19 protein-coding genes are annotated in these 20,402 nt (G+C 71.5%); 9 read left to right on the forward strand and 10 right to left on the reverse strand.

Annotation, left to right across the window (positions count from 1 at the left end):
• Positions 1 to 253: 253 nt before the first annotated feature.
• Both HPS36_RS10680 and HPS36_RS10685 read right to left on the reverse strand, forming a co-directional pair.
• Positions 254 to 628, reverse strand: coding sequence for a hypothetical protein (locus HPS36_RS10680; RefSeq protein ID WP_137717394.1), 375 nt, complete (start codon positions 626 to 628; stop codon positions 254 to 256).
• A 66-nt stretch (positions 629 to 694) separates the two neighbouring features.
• The gene (locus tag HPS36_RS10685; RefSeq protein ID WP_173230127.1) at positions 695 to 1,780 is read right to left on the reverse strand and encodes a pyridoxal-phosphate-dependent aminotransferase family protein; all 1,086 of its coding nucleotides are present in this window, start codon (positions 1,778 to 1,780) and stop codon (positions 695 to 697) included.
• Positions 1,781 to 1,923: 143 nt separating this feature from the next.
• On the opposite strand from HPS36_RS10685, the gene HPS36_RS10690 reads away from it, so the two are divergent.
• The 3 genes from HPS36_RS10690 (at position 1,924) to HPS36_RS10700 (ending at position 4,235) form a co-directional block, all read left to right on the forward strand.
• Positions 1,924 to 2,520, forward strand: a complete 597-nt coding sequence (locus HPS36_RS10690; RefSeq protein WP_173230810.1) for a metal-dependent hydrolase — start codon at positions 1,924 to 1,926, stop codon at positions 2,518 to 2,520.
• 105 nt (positions 2,521 to 2,625) lie between these two features.
• Positions 2,626 to 3,654, forward strand: a complete 1,029-nt coding sequence (gene thyA, locus HPS36_RS10695) for a thymidylate synthase (RefSeq protein ID WP_173230128.1) — start codon at positions 2,626 to 2,628, stop codon at positions 3,652 to 3,654.
• The gene (locus HPS36_RS10700; protein ID WP_173230129.1) at positions 3,654 to 4,235 is read left to right on the forward strand and encodes a dihydrofolate reductase; all 582 of its coding nucleotides are present in this window, start codon (positions 3,654 to 3,656) and stop codon (positions 4,233 to 4,235) included. The genes thyA and HPS36_RS10700 overlap by 1 nt, the downstream gene beginning before the upstream one ends.
• A gap of 42 nt (positions 4,236 to 4,277) precedes the next feature.
• Here the strand turns inward: HPS36_RS10700 and HPS36_RS10705 are convergent, their stop codons facing one another.
• Positions 4,278 to 4,694, reverse strand: coding sequence for a thiol-disulfide oxidoreductase DCC family protein (locus HPS36_RS10705; RefSeq protein WP_053771002.1), 417 nt, complete (start codon positions 4,692 to 4,694; stop codon positions 4,278 to 4,280).
• A gap of 145 nt (positions 4,695 to 4,839) precedes the next feature.
• Here HPS36_RS10705 and HPS36_RS10710 point away from each other — a divergent pair, with 145 nt between their 5' ends.
• The gene (locus HPS36_RS10710) at positions 4,840 to 6,471 is read left to right on the forward strand and encodes an HTTM domain-containing protein (protein WP_173230811.1); all 1,632 of its coding nucleotides are present in this window, start codon (positions 4,840 to 4,842) and stop codon (positions 6,469 to 6,471) included.
• 91 nt (positions 6,472 to 6,562) lie between these two features.
• On the opposite strand, the gene HPS36_RS10715 is transcribed toward HPS36_RS10710, so the two are convergent.
• The 6 genes from HPS36_RS10715 to HPS36_RS10740 form a co-directional block, all read right to left on the reverse strand.
• On the reverse strand, positions 6,563 to 7,342 hold the full coding sequence (locus tag HPS36_RS10715) for a metal-dependent transcriptional regulator (RefSeq protein WP_394353763.1): 780 nt from the start codon (positions 7,340 to 7,342) through the stop codon (positions 6,563 to 6,565).
• Complete coding sequence (locus HPS36_RS10720; RefSeq protein WP_173230130.1) at positions 7,339 to 8,457, reverse strand: metal ABC transporter permease; 1,119 nt, start codon at positions 8,455 to 8,457, stop codon at positions 7,339 to 7,341. The genes HPS36_RS10715 and HPS36_RS10720 overlap by 4 nt, the downstream gene beginning before the upstream one ends.
• Positions 8,454 to 9,356: a metal ABC transporter ATP-binding protein gene (locus HPS36_RS10725; protein ID WP_173230131.1), complete on the reverse strand. Its 903-nt coding sequence runs from the start codon at positions 9,354 to 9,356 to the stop codon at positions 8,454 to 8,456. The genes HPS36_RS10720 and HPS36_RS10725 overlap by 4 nt, the downstream gene beginning before the upstream one ends.
• On the reverse strand, positions 9,353 to 10,402 hold the full coding sequence (locus tag HPS36_RS10730) for a metal ABC transporter substrate-binding protein (RefSeq protein WP_173230813.1): 1,050 nt from the start codon (positions 10,400 to 10,402) through the stop codon (positions 9,353 to 9,355). Before HPS36_RS10730 ends, HPS36_RS10725 begins: the two co-directional genes overlap by 4 nt.
• A 176-nt stretch (positions 10,403 to 10,578) precedes the next feature.
• On the reverse strand, positions 10,579 to 11,460 hold the full coding sequence (locus HPS36_RS10735) for a homoserine kinase (RefSeq protein ID WP_137717401.1): 882 nt from the start codon (positions 11,458 to 11,460) through the stop codon (positions 10,579 to 10,581).
• A gap of 154 nt (positions 11,461 to 11,614) precedes the next feature.
• Positions 11,615 to 11,863 carry a hypothetical protein gene (locus HPS36_RS10740; RefSeq protein WP_053771008.1) on the reverse strand — a complete coding sequence of 83 codons (249 nt, stop codon included), beginning with the start codon at positions 11,861 to 11,863 and terminating at the stop codon, positions 11,615 to 11,617.
• Between the two features lie 124 nt (positions 11,864 to 11,987).
• On the opposite strand from HPS36_RS10740, the gene HPS36_RS10745 reads away from it, so the two are divergent.
• The 3 genes from HPS36_RS10745 to HPS36_RS10755 all read left to right on the forward strand — a co-directional run bounded on the left by HPS36_RS10745 (position 11,988) and on the right by HPS36_RS10755 (position 16,308).
• The gene (locus HPS36_RS10745; protein ID WP_173230814.1) at positions 11,988 to 13,262 is read left to right on the forward strand and encodes a TIGR00341 family protein; all 1,275 of its coding nucleotides are present in this window, start codon (positions 11,988 to 11,990) and stop codon (positions 13,260 to 13,262) included.
• An 85-nt stretch (positions 13,263 to 13,347) separates the two neighbouring features.
• Positions 13,348 to 15,504 (forward strand): formate/nitrite transporter family protein, encoded by a 2,157-nt coding sequence (locus HPS36_RS10750; protein WP_173230132.1) that lies wholly within the window; start codon positions 13,348 to 13,350, stop codon positions 15,502 to 15,504.
• Between the two features lie 60 nt (positions 15,505 to 15,564).
• Entirely contained in the window at positions 15,565 to 16,308 is a 744-nt protein-coding gene (locus HPS36_RS10755; RefSeq protein ID WP_173230133.1) for an SIMPL domain-containing protein, read from the forward strand.
• Between the two features lie 40 nt (positions 16,309 to 16,348).
• On the opposite strand, the gene HPS36_RS10760 is transcribed toward HPS36_RS10755, so the two are convergent.
• Positions 16,349 to 17,332 carry an NOG1 family protein gene (locus HPS36_RS10760; protein ID WP_173230134.1) on the reverse strand — a complete coding sequence of 328 codons (984 nt, stop codon included), beginning with the start codon at positions 17,330 to 17,332 and terminating at the stop codon, positions 16,349 to 16,351.
• A gap of 199 nt (positions 17,333 to 17,531) precedes the next feature.
• Between HPS36_RS10760 and arcD the strand changes: the two genes are divergently transcribed.
• The gene (arcD, locus tag HPS36_RS10765; RefSeq protein ID WP_173230135.1) at positions 17,532 to 18,998 is read left to right on the forward strand and encodes an arginine/ornithine antiporter ArcD; all 1,467 of its coding nucleotides are present in this window, start codon (positions 17,532 to 17,534) and stop codon (positions 18,996 to 18,998) included.
• A complete protein-coding gene (locus HPS36_RS10770) occupies positions 18,946 to 20,388 on the forward strand; it encodes an MFS transporter (protein WP_343203863.1) in 1,443 nt (480 codons plus the stop codon). Before arcD ends, HPS36_RS10770 begins: the two co-directional genes overlap by 53 nt.
• The last annotated feature ends 14 nt before the right edge of the window (positions 20,389 to 20,402 follow it).

Genomic DNA, 20,402 nt, shown 5'->3' on the forward strand with positions numbered 1-20,402 from the left:
GTTTTAACAGGGAACCGAAACGACTCGGGCATGTCATGAAGCGGCTCGGACCGGCGGTGAACGCGGTCGGTCTGCTGATCAGCGCGGTCGGTACCCTCGTACTTTACCCACACGTGACCAACAGGTACCACTCGCAGATAGCTGATATCGGCTCCGTCGCGGTCGGATACCTCGGCACGATCCTGTTCGGGGTGTCGGTGTCGCTCTCCGGGATCGCACTGTTACTGTGGGAAACCCGCGCGACTGAGGCCCCCTACTCGCCCGGGAACGGGAGGTGTGCCCGCCCCTCGTCCCACTCGGCGTTCATCACCCGCCAGCGGGGGTTGTCCCGCCACAGCGAGCGCTCGTCGCGTTCCGCAAGCTCGTGGGCCGTCGTCTTGTCGTGGCCCGCGGCGCGGTGTTCGATCTCCCTGAGCTCGTGGTAGAGGATGAACCGGTCGTACTTCGCCCACTTCTCGGAGATCCAGATCTCGTTGCGCGGAATTCCGAGGTCGTCGGCCGCGGGCGGATAGATGAGCTTGCCGTCGAGAACGACGCGGTAGCAGGCGTTGTACTTCGCGATCTCCTCGTGGGGAACGTGTTCGACCGTCCAGCCGCGCTCCCGGATCGCCTCGCGTGGCGACGCCATGTGCGGACGCCCCGTCGCGCGACGGTTCAACGTTCCGGCGGCGTGCGGCGCGTTCTCACCCCGCGCTCACAGCACCGCGGCGAGCGCGTCCATCGCCTCCTCGACGCGCTCGACCCGCGCGTTGTGGCCCATGTGTCCCACGCGGAGGATGTCCTCCGACCCCTCGCCGAGCCCCGTCGCGAGGACCACGTCGTGCTCCTCGCGCAGCCGCTCTTGGAGCGCCTCGGCCCGCCCGGGCACCTCGAAGGCGGTCACCGTCGGGGAGCTGCGCTCCGGGCCCGGGACGGTCTCCAGCCCCAGCTCCGCGCCGCGCTCCCGGCACCGCGCGGCGGCCGCCGCGTGGCGCTCGCGGACGGCGTCGAGGCCCTCGTCGAGCAGGAGCCCGAGCGCGGCGTCGAGCGCGACGACCTCGGTCGTGAGGTGCGTGTACGGGAAGCCGTCGCTCACGTCGCGGAACGGGAGGAAGTTCGCGTACAGCGAGTGCGGGTCTCGGGCCTCCATCGCGGCCCAGGCGCGGTCGCTGACGGCGGCGGTCGCGAGCCCCGGCGGCGCGCTGAAACACTTCTGGGACGCGCCGAGGCACACGTCGATCCGGTCGGTCGGGACCTCGACGCCGCCGAGCGAGGAGACGGCGTCGACGACCGTCAGGGCCGCCGGGGCCGCCGCCTCGATCCGGTCGAGCGCGGCCTCGAGATCGTTGAGCGTCCCTGTCGGCGTCTCGCAGTGGACCATCGTGACGAGGTCGAAGTCGGCGTCGTCGGCCGCCAGCGCCTCGTCGAGCGCGTCGAGCGGCAGCGGCTCGTCGTGCTCGGCGGCCACGAGCGTCGGGTCGCCGCCGTAGGACTCCACGAAGTCGGCGAACCCCTCGCCGTAGAGCCCATTCGACAGGCACAGGACCTCGGTGCCCGGCTCGACGAGCGACGCGACGGCCGCCTCCAGGCCGAGGATCCCCTCGCCCCCGAGGGCGACCACGTCGCGCCCTCCCTCGGCCGCCGAGACGGCAGGATCGACGCCGTACACGGTCGCGAGCCGGTCCGTGAGGCGGTCGTATATCTCCCGGAACCGGGGGTCCACGTCGGGGTTGATCAGCTCGCGGGACATCGCGTCGCGCACGGGCTCTGGGACCGCGGTCGGCCCCGGCGTCATGAGCATACGCCCCGGTTCGCGCGACGGGATATAAACGGACCGCGAAACGACGGCTGCGGTGGCCGAGGCGGCCGTCGACGCGGGTGCGGGCCCGAGACCGCCGCGCCGACACGTTCATATATTTCTGTCGCCTGATTTTTGTCACGATGATGCTTCCGACCCACGTGCTGGCGGGGATGCTGCTCGCGGCCCCGCTGGTGCGCGTCGCGCCGGAACTGGCGCCGGTGGGACTGGTCGCCGGGTTCCTCGGCGGGCTCGTCCCCGACCTCGACATGTACACCGGCCACCGGCGGACCCTCCACTACCCCGTCTACTACTCGGTCCTCTCCGTCCCGGCGCTCGTCGCGGCCGCGGTCGCGCCGTCGGCGCTCACCGTCGCCGTCGCGCTCTTCTTCCTCGGCGCGGCGCTCCACAGCGTCGCCGACATGTACGGCGGCGGCCTGGAGCTCCGCCCGTGGGAGGGGAACTCCGACCGCGCCGTGTACGACCACTACCGCGAGACGTGGGTCGCGCCGCGGCGCGGCGTCCGGTACGACGGGGCCGTCGAGGACCTCGCCCTCTCCGTCGGGCTCTCGGTCCCGCTGCTCGTGCTGGTCGACCCCCCGCTCCGCGCGGTCGTGATCGGGACGCTGGCCGTCGCGGTCGTGTACACCGTGCTCCGCCGGCGGCTCGCCGAGATGGCGGCGGCCGTGATCCCGCTGCTCCCGTCGTCGCTCGACCCGTACCTCCCCGAGCGGTACCGGTGACCCCCCGGCGAACTCCGGGAACCAAGCGCTTACTTTCCCCGCCGCACACGAGTCGATAACAGTCCGCGCCGGCGACCGCCACAGTCCCGGCGCGGAGAATCCACCATGCAACAGTACCTCGACCTCGTCGACGACGCGCTCTCGTCCGGCACGTACAAACCGAACCGAACCGGCGTCGACACCATCGCGACGTTCAGCGGGCAGTACACCGTCGACCTCGCGGAGGGGTTCCCGCTCCTGACCACGAAGAAGATGGACGGCTACCGGTGGAACTCGCTGATCCACGAGGTGTTGTGGTACCTCTCCGGGGAAGAGCACATCCGGAACCTCCGCAAGGAGACGAAGATCTGGGACGCGTGGGCCGACGAGGAGGGGAAGCTGGACACCGCGTACGGTCGGTTCTGGCGCCGTTACCCGGTCCCGGAGGACGACGCCGCGCTCCCGGGCGAGACGTGGCCGGACGACGCGCACCGCTGGGTCACCGTCGAGGAGGACGCCGACGGGACGACGCGACGGACCTTCGACCAGATCCAGTACGTCCTCGACACGCTGGAGGAGAGTCCCCACTCGCGCCGGATGGTCGTGAACGCGTGGCACCCGGCGAACGCCGCCGTCTCCACGCTGCCGCCGTGTCACTACACCTTCGTCGTGAACGTCCAGGACGGCCGGCTCAACCTCCACCTCACGCAGCGCTCGGGCGACATCGCGCTCGGCGTCCCGTTCAACATCGCCGCGTACGCGCTGCTCGCGAACGCCTTAGCCCAGCGGACCGGCTTCGAGGTCGGCGAGTTCGGCCACACCGTCGTCGACGCGCACGTCTACTGCGGCCGCGGCGACCGCGGGAAGTGGTACGCGAACAACCTCCGGTACGTCCAAGAGCGGCTCGCGAACGTCGAGAGCAAGGAGGGGTACCTCGACGTGAAAAGCTGGGTCGAGCGGACCGCGCCGGACGAGCCCAACGGTCAGGAGGGGTACGACCACGTCCCGGGCCTCCTCGAACAGCTCTCGCGGACGCCGCGCGACCGACCGCGGATCGAGATCGCGGACAAGCCCCTCGACGAGCTCGCCTACGAGGACGTCTCGGTGGTCGACTACGACTCCGCGGACGGCATCTCGTTCGCGGTCGCGGAGTGATGGCGGACGCTGACGCGCCCGGGTCGGAGGGCGACGCCGACACGCTCGAATCGGCGCGCGACGCCGACCCAGACGTGGTCCTCGTCGCCGCCGTCGCGGACAACGGCGTGATCGGCGACGGCGGCGGGATGCCGTGGCACTACCCCGCCGACCTCGCGCACTTCAAGCGGCTCACGACCGGCCACCCGGTGATCGTCGGCCGGAAGACGTACGAGCGCATCGCCGAGCGGATCGGCGGGCCGCTCCCCGACCGGACGAACGTCGTGTTGACGACCCGTTCGATCGGCGACGCCGACCTCGCCGACGGCGCGGTCGTCGCGCACGATATCGAGTCTGCGCTCGCGCGAGCGACCGCGGACGCCGCCGAGCGGGGGGTCGACGCCGTCTACGTCATCGGGGGCGCGACCGTCTACGCGGCCTACCTCGACCGCGCCGACCGGATGGTCATCACCGAGATCCCGGAGCGCCCGGACGGCGACACCCGCTTCCCGGAGTGGGACGCCGACGCGTGGGCCGAGCGCGACCGTGAGACCGACGGCGACCTCGCGTTCGTCACCTACGAGCGGCGCGACGCGGAGTGAGGAGCGCCCGGACGTGGCTATCGCTCGCCGTCGGACCGCCGCTCACTCTAAGAACCGCGACTCGGCGTCGCCCGGGGGCATCATACACCGGTCCTTCTTCCCGAACCAGCGGTACCGGTTGTCGGCGACGAAGTCGTACGCGCGGTCCCGGACCGCTCGCGGCACGAACCGGAACGGGGACAGCAGCCGGTATGCCCCGCCGAGCCCGGTCGCGATCCGGATGATCGCCGCCGACTTCACGTAGCTCTCGCCGTCCTCGATCAGGACGACCGAGTCCAGCTCGTCGGTCGCGAGGTCGTGTTCCGCCAGCAGCGACCGCCCCACGTCGGACTGGAGCGAGGCGAACCGGTACTTCCCCTCCGGGTCGCGGGGGAGGACGAACTGTACGAACCCGCTACAGAGGTTACAGACGCCGTCGAAGAGCACGACGGCGGCGTCGTCCGGGATGTCCTCGTCCATTGCCTGGCGGACCTACGCGGCCGCCGCAGTTCAGGATTCCGGTGCGGGCGGCGCTCGCTCCGGCGTCGCGAGGCGATGACGGTGCCGTCGCACGGAAAACTTATACGCGTTCCTCGTCGTCACCAACAAGTTGGACCGCAAGACCATGGCTGGAACCCCTTCCGACTCGACCGCCCGGTCGCGGCTCTCGGCGGCCGTCCGACGCCTCGGGGACGCCGTCGCCGCGCGCGTCTCGGTCGACCGCCGCGCGCTGGCGGCGTTCCGGATCGGGCTCGGAACCCTGTTGATCGTCGACCTGCTCCTCCGCTCGCGCTCGTTCACCGCCTTCTACACCGACGCCGGCGTGCTGCCGCTCCGGGCGTTCGCCTCCGACTACGCGACGAACAACTCGCTCCACGCGCTCTCCGGCGAGCCGTGGGCCGTCGGCCTGCTGTTCGCGCTCGCGGGCGTCCTCGCCCTCTCGCTGGCCGTCGGGTACCGGACGCGGCTCGCGACGATCGCCTCGTGGCTGCTGCTGGTCTCGCTTCACGCCCGCAACCCGATGGTGCTGAACTCGGGCGACACCCTGCTCCGCATGCTGCTGTTCTGGAGCGTCTTCCTCCCGCTCGGCGCGCGCTGGTCGGTCGACGCCGTCAGGCGCGCCGACCGCGAGGCCGGCGGCGACGAGGACTCCCGGTCACTGAGTTCGGGCGGGACCGCCGTGGCGAGCGTCGCCACGATGGCGGTCCTGCTACAGATCCTCGTGATGTACCTGACGAACGCCGTCCACAAATTCGCGAGCGAGCCCTGGATGAGCGGGGAGGCGGTCGCGTACGTCATGCAGGCCGACCAGTTCACCTACCTGCTCGGCGCGTACCTCGCCGAGTTCACCGGCCTCCTGCGCGTGTTCACGGTCCTGTGGGTCGCGCTGCTGTTCGCGTCGCCGCTGTTGCTCCTGTTGACCGGGCTCCCGCGCGCCGGCCTCGCCTCGCTGTTCGTCGGCATGCACCTCGGGATGGCGGTCACGATACGGGTCGGCCTCTTCCCGATAATCGTCGTCGTCGGCTTCATCCCGTTCCTCCAGACGCCCGTCTGGGACGCCCTCGGTCGGGTAGCCGACCGCCTGAACCTGTCGGCGCCGCTCGCGCGCTGGAAGGCCCGCTCCGAGTCGCTCGCGCGGACCGCGCTCTCCGCCGGCCCGTCGCTCCCGCGCCCGGCCGCGTCTGAACGCCTCGATTCCCTCCGTCGCAGCGACCTCGGCGCGGGCCTCGCCCGCGGGCGCGTCCTCTTCACGACGGTCCTGCCGTACGTCTTCCTCGTGTTGATCCTCTTGTCGAGCGCGGCGTCGGTCGGCTACGCCGAGGTGCCGGAGCCCGCCGACGAGGCCTTAGACGCCGCCGAGATGGACCAGTCGTGGCAGATGTTCGCGCCCGACCCGATCCACACGACGCGCTGGTACGTCGCGGCGGGCACGCTCGAAGACGGGAGCGAGCGGGACGTGTTCCGCGACGCCCCGGTCACCTTCGACAGACCGGCGCGCGCCGAGACCACCTATCCGACCTCGCGCTGGCGGAAGTACCTGAAGAACGTCTACGGCGCCGACAACGAGAACCACCGCTCGTACCTCGCGAACTACCTCTGCGGGGAGTGGAACCGCACCCACGAGACGGCCGTGGAGAACGTGACTATCTATCAGGGGTACGAGCGGACGAACCCCTACAACGGGACGGTCGAGGCCGCGAACCGGTTCGAGCTGATCGAGTACGACTGCTCGGGCCCGTTCGTTCAGCGCGACTGAGCCGCGCCGACGGCGGTGTCCGGCCCCGTCCCGACCTCGCGTCCGGCCCGTCCTTACCTCGCGTTCGGTCCGTCCCCACCTCGCACGAGCGTCAGGAGCCGTCGCTCGCGCCGTCCACGGGCTCGACCTCGATGAGTCGCGCTATCTCCTCGGGGAGGCTCTGGTCGTCCGTCGGCGTCTCGACGGTCACCATCCCGAACGGCGCCACGTCCACGACGGCGAGCTCGACCTCCGGGCGGACGCCGGCGTCGGAGAGGTAGCGCAACTCGGCGTCGCCCTGGTGGCGGATCCGGCGGACGACGACGCGGTCGCCCTCGTCGGCGTCGACCAGTCGGACGGTGTCGCCCGCCGTCGGCAGCGAGAGGTCGGCGTCGGGGATGGGGTCGCCGTGCGGGTCGACCGGCGGGTTGCCGAGCGCCTCGGCGATGCGGTCGCTCAGCTTCTCGGAGACGTGGTGTTCGAGCCTGTCGGCCTCGTCGTGGACGTCGACCCAGCTGTAGTCGAGCTGCTCGGTCAGGAACGCCTCCAAGAGCCGGTGGTGCCGGAGGATCTCTAACGCGACGACCTCGCCCTCCTCGGTGAGCGTCACGCCCTTGTACTCCTCGCGGTCGACGAGCCCCCGCTCTTCGAGCTTCTTCACCATCGAGGAGACGGTCGGCGCGGTGACCTCGAGGTAGTCGGCGAGGGCGGAGGTCGACACCCGCTCCCCGGTGTCGCGCTCGATGGCGTAGATCGATTTGATGTAGTCCTCCATGACCGCGCTGATGACGTCCGACGACGCCCGCGGCCCGGAGCCGTCTGCGCCGGCCTCGCGTCCCCCGGCCGTTCCGTTCCCGCTGCCCGCGTCGGCCCCGTCCTCGTCGCCCGTCACGGTCGGTCACCCCCCGTTCCGGCGTCCGCGGCCGCGTCGTCGGTCTCGATGCTCTCCATCTCGGGGACCTCCCGCCCGCCGCGGGCGGACTGGACCTTCCCGACGACCACCGCGCAGACGTAGATCCCCACGGCGACGAGCACGATCACCCCGCCGGCGGTGACGCCGCCGTAGTAGGCGACGCCGATGCCGAGGAGGACCGCGAGCTCCGCTAAGACGACCGAGACGACGAGCGACTCGGTGAAGCTGCGGGACACCTGCGTCGCGCCCGCGACGGGCACGACGAGCATCGCCGCCACGAGGATGACGCCCATGATCTGCATCGCGCCGACGACGACCATCGCCGTCAGCATCACCATCACGCGGTTGTACCAGTTGACGGAGATGCCGGAGACGGCGGCCGCGGTCTCGTCGAAGGTCACGTACAGGAGCTGGTTGCGGGTCACCGCGACCGTGCCGACGATGACGACGAACAGCACGAGCAGGATCCCCGCGCTCTGGGGCGACACCGTCGAGAGGCTCCCGAAGAGGAACTGGTTCACCCCGACCGCGAGCCCGCCCGCGTTGAGGCTGATGAGCGTCGTCCCCAGCGCGAACCCCGTCGAGAGGACGATCGCCATCGAGACGTCGTTGTACGCGTCGGTCGTCTCGGAGATGAGCTCGATGAACAGCGCGGCGATCATCGCCACGACGACCGCGGTGAGGTACGGCGACACCCCGAGGTCGATGACGGCGTTGAGGAAGAGCCCGACCGCGACCCCGGCGAACGCCGTGTGCGCCAGCGCGTCCCCGATCAGCGCGAGCTGGCGGTGGACGAGGAAGGTGCCGATGAGCGGCGCCATCACGCCCACGCAGAGCCCGACGAGCACCGCCCGGTGCATGTACCGGTAGCGCGGGTTCAACATCTCCAGGCCGGAGAGGTAGTACGCCCAGTCCATCAGCCAGTACCACTGCGCCAGCACCCAGCGGAGGGCGGCGAAGAGGGCCTCCCCGACGCCGGCGAGGCCGCCCTGTAACGCGAGCGCCCCCGGCTGCGCGCCCGCGGCGAGGGGCAGCGACTGGTCGACCGCGGCGAGGAGCCACGCGGCGAGCGCGGCGGTCAGCGGGTCGTTCATTCGGCACCCCCGGTGAGGAAGCGCGCCTCGGTCCCGAACGCCCGCGCCAGGGCGTCGCTCTCGACGAACTCCTCGGTCGGGCCGTCGAAGTACACCTCGCGGTTGAGACAGACGACGCGGTCGGCGTGCTCGACGACCGCGCCGAGGTCGTGCTCGATGAGGACCACGGTGATGCCCGCGTCGTTGAGCGCGTCGAGCAGGTCGTAGAACGCGTCGACGGACTCGGCGTCGACGCCGACGGTCGGCTCGTCTAAGACGAGCAGGTCGGCCTCGCCCGCCAGCGCCCGGGCGATGAACACCCGCTGGCGCTGGCCGCCGGAGAGCCGCCCGACGCGCCGGTCGGCGAACGCGCTCATCCCGACGGTCGCGAGCGCGTCGTCGACGACCGCCCAGTCGGCGGCCGTGAGCCGGCCCGAGACGACGTTCGCGGCCCACCGCGCCGTGCGGACGGGGTCGTCGGCCAGCCCGTCGGCGAGCGCGCCGTCGGCCAGCCGGTCGAGCCCGAGGTACGGGAACCGGCCCATCTTCACCACCTCGCGGACGGTGATCGGCATGTCCTGGGCCGCGCTGGCCTGCTGGGCGACGTAGCCGATCCGCTCGCCGTCGTCGAACCGCGCCGCGTCCTCGCCGAACAGCCGGGCCGTCCCCGCGTCGGGCCCGAGCAGCCCGAGCATGAGCCGCATCAGCGTCGACTTACCGGAGCCGTTCGGTCCGACGACGGCCACGTACTCGCCGGACTCGACCGTCAGCGACACGTCCTCGACGACGGGCGTCGCCGTGTAGCCGAACGTGACGCCGGCGAGGTCGATCACCGACTCCGCCGCCCCGGTGGCGTCGGCCTCGGCCGAGCTGTCGGCGCGCTCGGCGACCGCCGCCCGGTCCGCGTCGTCCGCGCTCATACCGGCTCGAAGTTCCGCCACTGTTCGACCCACCCGTCCGTCGGCGCCGCGGCCTCGGGCGTCTCGTTACCTAAGACGATCTCGAACGTCGGCATGTTGATGTTGTACGCGATCTCCTCGTACCCCCAGTCCTCCGCGAGCCACTCCTCGCGGATCCCGGCGTACGGCGTGACCGGGAAGTACGCCTCGACGGCGGTCTCGCGGACGAGCTGCTGGGCCGGGCGCTGCGACTCGAAGACGCCGTTCGCGATGTACCGGATGTCGTTCTCGCGGATCACGCGCGTCGCCTCGCGGATGTCCGCGGGCTTGACGTCGCCGCTCGCCGCGAGGCTCGTGACGAGCGGGCGCATCCGGACGCCGTACCGCACGCCGATGTACTGGAAGGCGTTGTGCGCGGCCAGCTGGACCACGTCGCGGTCCGACCGCTCGAATATCGCCTCGTAGTCGGCGTCGATGCGGTCGAGCACCTCGCTTTTGTACCGGGCCGCGTTCTCGCGGATCGTCTCGGCGTGGTCCGGGACGAGGTCGACGAACCCCTCGGCGATGTTGTCGACCGACCGCTTCGCGCGAAGCGGGTCCAACCAGAAGTGCGGGTCCTTCCCGCGCTGGGCGCCAACTCCCTCCTCGTCGCGGTCGAGCGACGCCGCGAGGTCCACCAGGTCGATGCCCTCGCGGGCGTTTATCAGCGCGGTGTCTGTCCCGTCGGCCTCGACCGTCCGGATGGCGCGGTCGGCCCACGGTTGGAAGTCCTCGCCGACGTGGACGAACGCGTCCGCCTCGACGATCCGCCGCGTGATGCTCGCGTTCGGCTCCCAACCGTGGCCGTGAAGCCCCGTCGGAACGAGGTTCTCGACGGTCAGCGGGGTCCCCTCGGCGACCTTCCGCCCGAAGTCGTAGAAGCTGAAGAAGGAGGCGACGGCGACCGGCCCGCCGTCGTCGCCCTCGGCGCGCCCCAACCCGACCGGCGCGCTCGGGAGCGCCGTACACCCGGCCGCCCCGGCCAGGGCCGTCGCGCCGCCGATGCGAAGCGCGTCGCGTCGCGTCACCGACCGTCCGCCGTCCGCGTCGGATATCATATCACTAACCACATCCAATTGTTAGACTCGTCTAATCCTAGCTTTCTGCGTATATATACCCCTTTCGGTGACGATGACGGGCGTCAGCGTACCGGAGTGTCGGCGGAGCGGTCGGCGCGCGACGCTCCGCGCCGTTTCACCCCGAGTCAGCCGTCGAGGAACGTCGTGCCGCGTCCGATCCGGGTCTGGTACGCGCGCGCTTCGACCCCAGCGCCGGCGAAGGCGTCAAGCATCGCGGCCGCGACGTCGCGGCGGTCGCGCTCGCGGCAGGCGGCGATCACGGCGGGGCCGGCGCCGCTGACCGTGACGCCGGTCGCGCCGGCGTCGAAGGCGCGCTCGCGGACATCGTCGTACCCGGTGATAAGGCGGGCGCGTTCGGGCGTGACCACGGGGTCGCTCATGCCGGCCCCGACGAGGGCCGGGTCCGAGCGGCACATGCCGATCGCGAGCGTCGCCGCGTTGCCGACGGTCGCCACGAGGTCCTCCATCGAGGCGCTCTCGGGGACCACCCGGCGCGCGTCGCGGGTCGAGACCGCCACGTCGGGGAGACAGACGACGAGGGGGATCGCCGCGTCCACCGAACTGGTCCCCTCGGCGGTCGTCACGGTGAACCCGCCGAGGATCGAGGGGGCGACGTTGTCCGCGTGCGCGACCCCGGAGACGACCGCCTCGCCCTCCGCCGCGATCGGGACGAGCTCCTTCCGGGAGAGTCCACGGTCGTACAGCCGGTTGAGCGCCACCGCCGCGCCGGCGGCGCTCGCGGCCGAGGAGCCGAGCCCCGAGGCCGGGCGCACGCCCTTGTCGATGTGGATCCGCGCGGGCGCGTCGAGCGCCTCGACGACCGCGCCGACGGTGTTCTTCTCCGGGTCCTCCGGGATGTACTGCGCGCCGACGCCCGTGACCTCGATCGTCGTCTCGGCCGCCTTCTCGACCGTGACGACGTCCGCCGGCCGCGAGAGGGCCGCCCCGAACACGTCGAAGCCGCTCCCGAGGTTCGCGCTCGTCGCGGGGGCCCGTACCGTTACCATGGCGGGGAGTGTCCCCCGCGGGGCAAAAAGGAGCGGGATCGAACAGATAGCGAGACGGGGACCGAATCGGTCGCTGTCGGGCGGAGAGAGACGGGAGAAGGCGGCGTCGCGGGCGGTTCGAGCGGGCGGGGCGGTCGGCGGTCGGTCCGCGGCGTTACCGGGCCATCGTCCACAGCAGCGCGCCGACGAGGACGAGCGGGACGCCGAGGAGGATGAACGTCGGCGGCATCGTCGTGTACGGCGCCATCAGGAAGACGACCCCGAAGACGGCCAGGATCGACGCGATGACCTTCTGTGACTTCAGCGGCGCAGCCCCCAGGAGCGACACGAGGAGCCCGAACAGGATGATGTGCCCGAGGTGGTAGTCGAGCAGGAACGTGTCGATGACCAGCGGCGAGAGCATTCTTGGCCGAAGGTCCGAGCGATTCGCGCATTAAAGTTCCGTTTCTCGTGGCCGGGGCGCCCGCGGCGTGCCGATAGTATAAGGGTCGCCGGTGCCACCGGAGACCGTGCGACTCGTTCAGGTCATGATTCCGGCGGGCAAGCGGGCGGCGGTCGTCCGCGCGCTCGACGACGAGGGGGTCGACTACGTCGTCACCGACGAGACGAGCGGCCGGGAGTACACCGCGGTCGCGACGTTCCCGCTGCCGACGGCCGCCGTCGAACCCGTCCTCGACCGGCTGCGGGAGGCGGGGATCGACGAGAGCACCTACACCGTCATCGTCGCGGCCGAGACGGTCATCTCGCGGCGGTTCGAGGCGCTCGAAGAGCAGTACGAGGAAGACGCCGACCACGGCGGCGACCGGATCTCGCGCGAAGAGCTCCAGGCGAAGGCGGACGACCTCGCGTCCGGGCTGGGAACCTACGTGCTGATGACCGTCATCTCGGCGGTGATCGCCACGGCGGGGCTGCTCCTCGACTCCCCCGCGACCGTGGTCGGATCGATGGTGATCGCGCCGCTCATCGGGCCGGCGATGTCGGCCGCGATCGGCACGGTCGTCGACGACGAGGCGCTGTTCCGGCGGGGCGTGCGGATGCAGGTACTCGGCGTCGCGGTCGCGGTCCTCGCGGCGACATTGTTCGCGCTCGCGCTGCGCTCGCTCGCCTTAGTGCCGCCCGGACTCGACCCGCTGGAGCTCGCGGAGGTGTCCGAGCGGCTCGCGCCGAACGTCCTCGTGTTGGTCGTCGCGGTCGGCGCCGGGGTCGCGGGCATCGTCTCGCTGATGACCGGCGTCTCGGCGACGCTCGTCGGCGTGATGATCGCGGTGGCGCTCATCCCGCCCGCGGCTGCCGTCGGGATCGGGATCGCCTTCCGGATCCCGCGGCTCGTCCTCGGGGCGGGGATCATCGTCGCGGTGAACGTCCTCTCGATCAACCTCTCCGCGCTCGTGGTGCTGTGGTACGAGGGCTACCGGCCGCAGCGGTGGTTCCGCGAGGACGACGCGCGCGCCGCGTTCCTCAAGCGCGCCGCGGTGCTGGCGGCCGCGATCGCGCTGCTCTCGGTGTTCCTCGGCGGCGTCACCTACGACTCGTACGTCGCCTCGACCACGGAGGCGGACATCCGGGCCGCCGCGAGCGACGAGCTGACCGCGATCGATTCGGAGTTCGAACTCCTCGAACTGACGGTCGAGCGCAGCGGCACCGTCCCGCCGCTCGAAACCGATCGGGTGGTGGTCACCGTGGGCGTCCCGCCCGGCAGCGCCGCCGCGGGGACGGCACCGGCGCTCGACGACCGGATCGAGTCCGTCCTCGGCCGCGAGGTCGGCGTCGAGGTCCGCACGGTGACCGTCGAGCGGGCCTGAGCCGTCCCGCCGAGTCCGCGCCGGAATTTCGTCGACGTGAGCCGAAGAGGAACTACTTTTTACGGGGGTACCGTGGGAGTCGGCAGTGACGGACGCAACCGAACCCGACGACGATTCCATGCGGGAGGTCGTCGAGCGGTCCCGGAGCGGCGCGCCCGCGGTCGGCGAGGCCGTCAGGGACCGGTTCTCCTCCGACGAGGTGTTCCAGCGGATCATCGCGGCCGCGGACGAGGAGGTGACCTCGGGGAGCCGCGAGCTCTTCTTCAGCGGCCTCGCCGCCGGGCTGGCGATCACGATCACGTTCATGCTGTACGCGTCGCTGACGGCGGCGACCGACTCGCACCCGATCTTGAGCGTGCTGCTGTACCCGCTCGGGTTCATCTACATCATCATCGGCGGCTACCAGCTGTACACCGAGAACACGCTACCGCCGGTGGCGCTCACGCTCGAACGGCTCGCGAGCGTTCCGACCCTGCTGCGCCACTGGTCGATCGTCTTAGCGGGCAACTTCGTCGGCGGCGCGATCGGGGCGCTCGTCCTCTCGTACGGCGGCGTCTTCACGGGCGAGACCGTCGACGCGGCGCGGTACATCTCGCAGGGCGGGTTCACGGTCGAGTTCGTCCCGCTGTTCTTCAAGGCCGCGATGGCCGGGCTCATCGTCGCCGGCGTCGTCTGGGTCGGCTTCGCCTCCACCGACTCCGTGAGCCGGATGCTCGTCGTCTACCTCGCGTTCCTCGCGATCCCGCTCGGCGACCTCTTCCACGTGGTCGTCTCCTTCACCGAAGTCCTCTTCCTGTTCTTCGAGGACGGCATCCCGCTGTACGGCGCCGAGATCAGCCTCTACACCGGTATCGTCGGCTTCGTGATCCCCGTGCTGCTCGGGAACACGATCGGCGGGGTCGTGCTGGTCACGCTCGTCAACTACTTCCAGACCAGCGAGGAGCGCCTCGAAGAGGCGCGCTTCGAAGGCGTGAGCCGACGCCTCACCGTCCCCGAGTGGGTGTTCGGCCGGGCGGCGGGGCGGTCGTACGTCCCCATCCTAGACGCCACCGAGGCGACGCTGTTCGCGGGCGAGGGGTACCGGATCATGGTGCCGATCACGAACCCCCGGACCGACAGTCCGATCGTCGAGCTGGCGGCGCGGCTCGCGAGCAGCCACGAAGAGGGCGTGGTGCACATCGTCCACGTCGTCCAGGCGCCCGAGCGCATGTCGCTGTCCTCCGGCGACGCCGGGCGTCGCATCGCGGACGTCTCCGCCGAGGGGATGGGGAACCTCCGGTCGACCGCGGCCGACTACGACGTGGACGTGTCGACCTCGACGGTCGTCTCGCACCGCTCGTTCGAGGAGATGTTCAACATGGCGCGCCGGACCCGCCCCGACGCCGTGCTGATGGGCTGGGGCGACGACCAGCTGTGGAGCGCCGCCCGCGCCGAGCGGCCGATCGACGAGCTCACCAACCAGCTCCCCTGTGACTTCCTCATTCTCAACGAGCACGAGCTGGACACCTCGCGGATCCTCATCCCGACCTCCGGGGGGCCCGACTCGGCGCTCAGCGCCGAGGTGGCGCGGGTGCTCGCCGAGACGACCGACGCCGAGGTGACGCTGCTCCACGTCGTCGACGACCCGGGCGACAGGGCGCGCGGCGAGGCGTTCCTCGCGTCGTGGGCCGACGAACACGGGCTCGGCGACGCCGATCTCGTCGTCGACGACGGCGGCGACGTGGAGGACGGGATCTGCCGGGCCGCCGCCGACAAGACGCTCGTCATCATCGGCGCCACGGAGAAGGGCCTGCTCTCGCGGCTCGTCTCGAACTCCCTCCACCTCGACGTGATCCACGAAGTCGATGCCTCCGTGCTGCTCACCGAGCGGCCGAGCAGCCGGTCGCTGCGCGAGCGCCTGTTCGGCTCCGGTCGCCGGGCCACCGACCTGTCGCGCGGCGTCGAGCGCGACCCGGAGCGGTCTGAAGGGACCGACGTGCGGTCGATCGAGGACCACGAGGCGGACGCCGGTGACGACGCGGACGCGACCCCGGAAGACGACGCGGACGGCGCCCTCGCCGACGCCGACGGGGCGTCCGCCGACGCCGACGCGGCGTCCGACGCCGACGACGGGGCGCCCGCAGACGACGACGGCCCGGAGGACGAGCAGCCGCACCTCGACGACACGTTCGTGGCGGACCACGACGAGGCGGACGAGGAGGCCGCGGAGGAGGCGGACGCCGAGCGCGACGACGACCGATAGGCAAAACGGCTCTTTGTGTTATCTGCGGCTTATACGTCGTCCGGACGCGAACGGTCGCGTATGAACAGGCGACTGACGGCACTCATCGGCATCGCGGCGCTCGTCGCGCTGGCCGGCTGTACGGGGTTCGCGGGCACCGCCACCCCGACCGGCGGCGACGACGCGCAACTGGAGCGGAGCATCGAAGTGACGGCCACCGGCGAGGCGGCGTCGGCCCCGGACCGAGCCACCCTCCGGGTCGCGGTCACCGCGACCGGCGGCGACGCCGAGGCGGTCCGCGACGAGCTGGCCGCCGGCGAGGCGGACCTCCGCGCGGCCCTGACCGACTGGGGGCTCGACGAGGAGGCGATCCGCACGGAGCGGTACGACGTGCGCGAGAGCTACGAGACCCGGGACGACCCGAACCGGACGCGCTACGAGGGCGTCCACCAGTACGCGATCGAAGTCGGCGACGTCGACGCCGTCGGCGAGGTCATCGACGTCGCCATCGACGCCGGCGCCGACCAGGTCCAGCGGATCCGGTTCGGCCTGAGCGAGGAGCGCGAGCGCGAGCTCCGCGAGGAGGCGATCACGGCGGCGATGGAGAACGCCGACGACGACGCGGCCGTCCTCGCGAACGCGAGCGACCTCGAAGTGGTCGGCGTGTACGACGTCTCCACGGCGCAGTCCGGCTCGACGCCGTTCGTCGCGGAGCGCTACGCGGCCGCCGGCGGCGACGCCGGGGGCGCGTCCACGAGCGTCCAGACCGGCGACGTGACCGTGCGCGTCTCGGTGAACGTCGTCTACGAGGCCGTCCCGGCCTGACCGGCGGCGACCGCTCTTTTCCCGTCCGACCGCGGCTCGGTTACTCCCCGTCGCGCGTGGGGAGGTCGGGCTCGAAGCCGACCGCCTCGACGGCCATGTCGAGGACGGCCTCGACGTTCTCCTCTTCCGTGACGCTCATCGTCGCGTCGACGGACTCCGCCTTCACCGCCTCGAAGCGGTCGTGCTTGTTCGCGACGGTGAGCAGCGGCACGTCGGCGCCGAACAGCTCCCGGACCTCCTCGCGCAGCTCGAGCTGGACGTCGAGCGGGTAGCCGCAGTCGCCGGAGGGGTCGATGACGAAGACGACGGCGTCGGCGAGGTGTTCGAGGGCGCTCACCGCCTGCCGCTCGATGTCGTTGCGCTCGTCTTCGGGGCGGTCCAGGAGCCCGGGCGTGTCGACGATCTGGTACCGGACGTGGTTCCGGTCGAAGTGGCCGATCTGGACGCCCTTCGTGGTGAACGGGTACTCCGCGATCTGGTTCGACGCGCGGGTGACGCGGTTGACGAACGAGGACTTCCCGACGTTCGGGTAGCCGGCGACGACGATGGCGGGCTCGTCGGGCCTGACGTCCGGGAGGACCTTCAGCTGGTCCCGCGAGTCGCCGATGTAGCGCAGGTCGTCTTCGATCTGGTCCATCACGTCGGCCATGCGCGCGAACGCCTGCTTCCGGTGTTTCCGCGCGGTGTCGACGTCGGAGTTCCGGATCTTCGTCGTGTACTCGTCGCGGAGGTCCTCGATCTGGCGGCTGGCCCACATCACCTGCGAGAGCGCCTGGCGGAGGCGGTCCACGTCGACGATGGCGTCGGCGAGCTCGTAGTAGAACGGGTCGACGTCGAAGCCGAAGTCGGGCCACGAGGTGACGACGTTCTCTAAGTTGTCGGAGAGCACGTTGCCGGCGGTCCGTAGCATCGACTCCTGCGCCTCGTGGCCGCGCTTCGCGCGCCCGGCCCGCGACGCCCGCGAGAACGCCTTGTCGACGAGTTCCTCCGCGCGCGGAGTCGTCGGGAGGCCCTCAAATATCATTGTTACCCGCGTTTCACCGCCGACGCGTATAAGAGCGTCCGTTCGCGGACCGCCGCGACACGGCGGCACACGGGCGGACGCGGGGCCTGTGGACAGCGGGAGCGGCCGGCGCCGAGGGACCGCGTCTGCGATGAACGATCGTTATCTTTGACGCTCATATTTCGAGACATACTTATGCTTCAGAGAAATACAACCGCTCATGGCACGCTCGTTCACGCCGACGTCGTACGAGGACCTCGACCCGGACCGCCGCCCGAGCCTGGCGGCGGCGCTGGTCCCGGTCCTCGCCGTCGTGGCGTTCCTCGGAATCGGCTCGGCCGTCCTCGGCCTCGACCCGCACCCGCCGCTCATCTGGAGTATCGCCTTCGTCGGCGCCTTCGGCCTCTGGCTCGGCTACGACTGGGACGACCTGTTCGACGGTATCGCCAACGGTCTCCTTATGGGCCTCCAGGCGATCCTCATCATCTTCACCATCTACGGGCTGATCGCCACGTGGGTCAGCGCCGGCACGATCCCCAGCATGATGTACTACGGGCTGGAGGTCCTCTCGCCGACGACGTTCCTCCCGGCGGCCGCGGTCCTCGCGGCCATCGTCGCGTTCGCGATCGGCTCCTCGTGGACCACCGTCGGGACGCTCGGCGTCGCATTCGTCGGCATCGGGGCGGGGCTCGGCGTCCCCGCACCGATGACGGTCGGCGCCGTCCTCTCGGGCGCGTACGCCGGCGACAAGCAGTCGCCGCTCTCCGACACGACGAACCTCGCCGCCGGCGTCACCAACACCGACCTGTACGCGCACATCCGCCGGATGCGGATCGGGACCGCGATCGCCTTCGGCCTCGCGGTCCTCGGCTTCGCGGCGCTCGGCCTCCGCACGAGCGGCGACATTCCCGCCGGCGAAATCGCGGCGATCCAGGGCGGTCTCACCGAGACGTACGCGATCACCGTCGTCGCCTTCGTCCCGCTCGTCGTCACGTTCGGGCTGGCGCTGCGCGGCTACGCCGCGCTGCCGACCCTCGTCGCCGGCGTCTTCGCCGGCGCGTTCACGACGATCCTGCTTCAGGGAGCGGGCTTCGTCGCCGCCTGGGAGACGTTCATGTACGGCACCGCGCCGGAGTCGGCCTCGGCGACGGTGAACGACCTCCTCGCGACCGGTGGGCTCACCGGCTCCGCGTGGACGATCACGGTCGTCGTCGCCGCGCTGTCGCTCGGCGGCATCCTGGAACGCACCGGCGTCCTCGCGGTGATCGCCCACGCGTTCACCTCGTCGGTGCGGAGTCCGGGCGCGCTCGTCGCCGGGACCGGCGTCTCGGCCATCGTCATCAACGCCCTCACGGCCCAGCAGTACATGAGCATCGTCCTGCCGGGCGTCACGCTCCGGAACACCTACGACGAGTTCGGCCTCGACACCGACCAGCTCTCCCGCGCGGTCGAGGCGGCCGGGACGCCGACCGGCGCGCTGATGCCGTGGCACGCCGGGGCCGTCTTCATGGCGAGCGCCACGGGCGTCCCGACCATAGAGTACGCGCCGTACTACCTGTTCGCGTTCCTCTCGCCGTTCGTGCTGCTCGTCATGGCCGGGACCGGCCTCACGATCGACGTGAATCCGGTTCGGGCTGACGCCGACGGGGCGGGCGAGAGCGCCGCGGCGACCGGGGGCGACGACTGAGAGTCGCGCGGTCGCGGAACAGGGGATCGTAACCGGATCCGTTTTGTCCCGGGGGCAACCGACTCGACACATGTCAGATCGGTGGCTGTACGCGTGGGGACTCGCCTCCGTCGCGTTCGGGGGCGCCTCGCTCGTCGTCCCGCTGTACGTCGTCGACCTCGGCGGCGGGCCGTTCGTCCTCGGCGTCCTTGCGGCCGTCGCCGCCGTCGTCGGCGTCCCGGGGGCGCTGTGGTTCGGGCGCGTCGCCGACCGCACCGGCCGCCGCCGCGGGCTCGTCCTCGTCGCGCTCGTCGGCGCGACGCTCGCCGTCGCGGTCGTCCCGCTCACGGAGCGGATCGCCGCCGTGATCGCGGCCAACGCCGTCGTCTGGTTCGCCTTCGCGGCCGCGACGCCCGTGGTGACGCTGCTCGTCGTCGCCGACGCCCCCGAGTCGGCCTGGAGCGACCGAATCGCCGATCTCAACCGGTACCAGGGGATCGGCTGGGCGCTCGGGCTGCTCCTCGGGACCGCGTGGACGGTCGGCGGGGCCGCCGTCGCCTCCCCGGCCGCCGCCACCCGAACGCTGTTCGCGCCGCTCGCGGCCGCCGCCGGGCTCTCCTGTGTCGCCGCCGCGCGGTCGCTCCCCGCGGACCCGCCGCGGGCGGGGGCCGAGGGCCCGGTCGACCTGCCCTCGGGGAGCCGCGTGCGTCGCGCGCTCCGCCGCGCCGACCGGTTCGCCGTCCGCGGCGCGACGCTGCCCGGGGCGCTCGCGCGGACCGATTTCCGGGGGCTCGACCCCCGCCGCGTCGCCGCGCGCTTCACCCCCGCGCTCGCCGCGTACTTCCTCGCCGCGCTCCTGTTCCTCACCGGCTTCTCGGCGTTCTTCGCGCCCCTGCCGGCGTTCCTCACCGAGACCGGGTTCGGCTCCGGCGGGACGTTCGCGCTGTACCTGGTGAACAGCGTCGCCGCCGCGGTCGCGTTCGGCGCCGCCGGGCGGCTCGCGGCCGACGGGAACGCCGTGCGGCTCCAGGTGGGCGGGCTGGTCGCCCGGGGGGTCCTGCTCCCGCTGGTCGCGGTCGCCGGCGCGGCGCTCGGCGCCAGCGCGCTCGGCTTCGTCGCGGTCGGGGTCGCGTTCGCCGCCGTCGGGCTCACCTGGGCGGTGATCGCGGTCACCGCCGGCGTCATCGTCACGCGCCTCGCGCCGGCGGCGATCCGCGGCGAGGCGCTCGGCGCGTACGCGGCGCTCGGCGCGCTGGCGGGCGGGATCGGGAGCGTCCTCGGCGGCTGGCTCGCCGCGATGGGGTACGGGCTCGCGTTCGCGGCGGCCGGCGCGCTCGTGCTCGCCGGCGCGGCGGTCGCGCTCGCCGTCGGCCGTCGGGTGGACGGCGGCGGCCCGGGTGCGACGCGGTGACGCGCGTCCGATCG

It is taken from the genome of Halorubrum salinarum (assembly GCF_013267195.1).
Taxonomy (GTDB): Archaea; Halobacteriota; Halobacteria; order Halobacteriales; family Haloferacaceae; genus Halorubrum; species Halorubrum salinarum.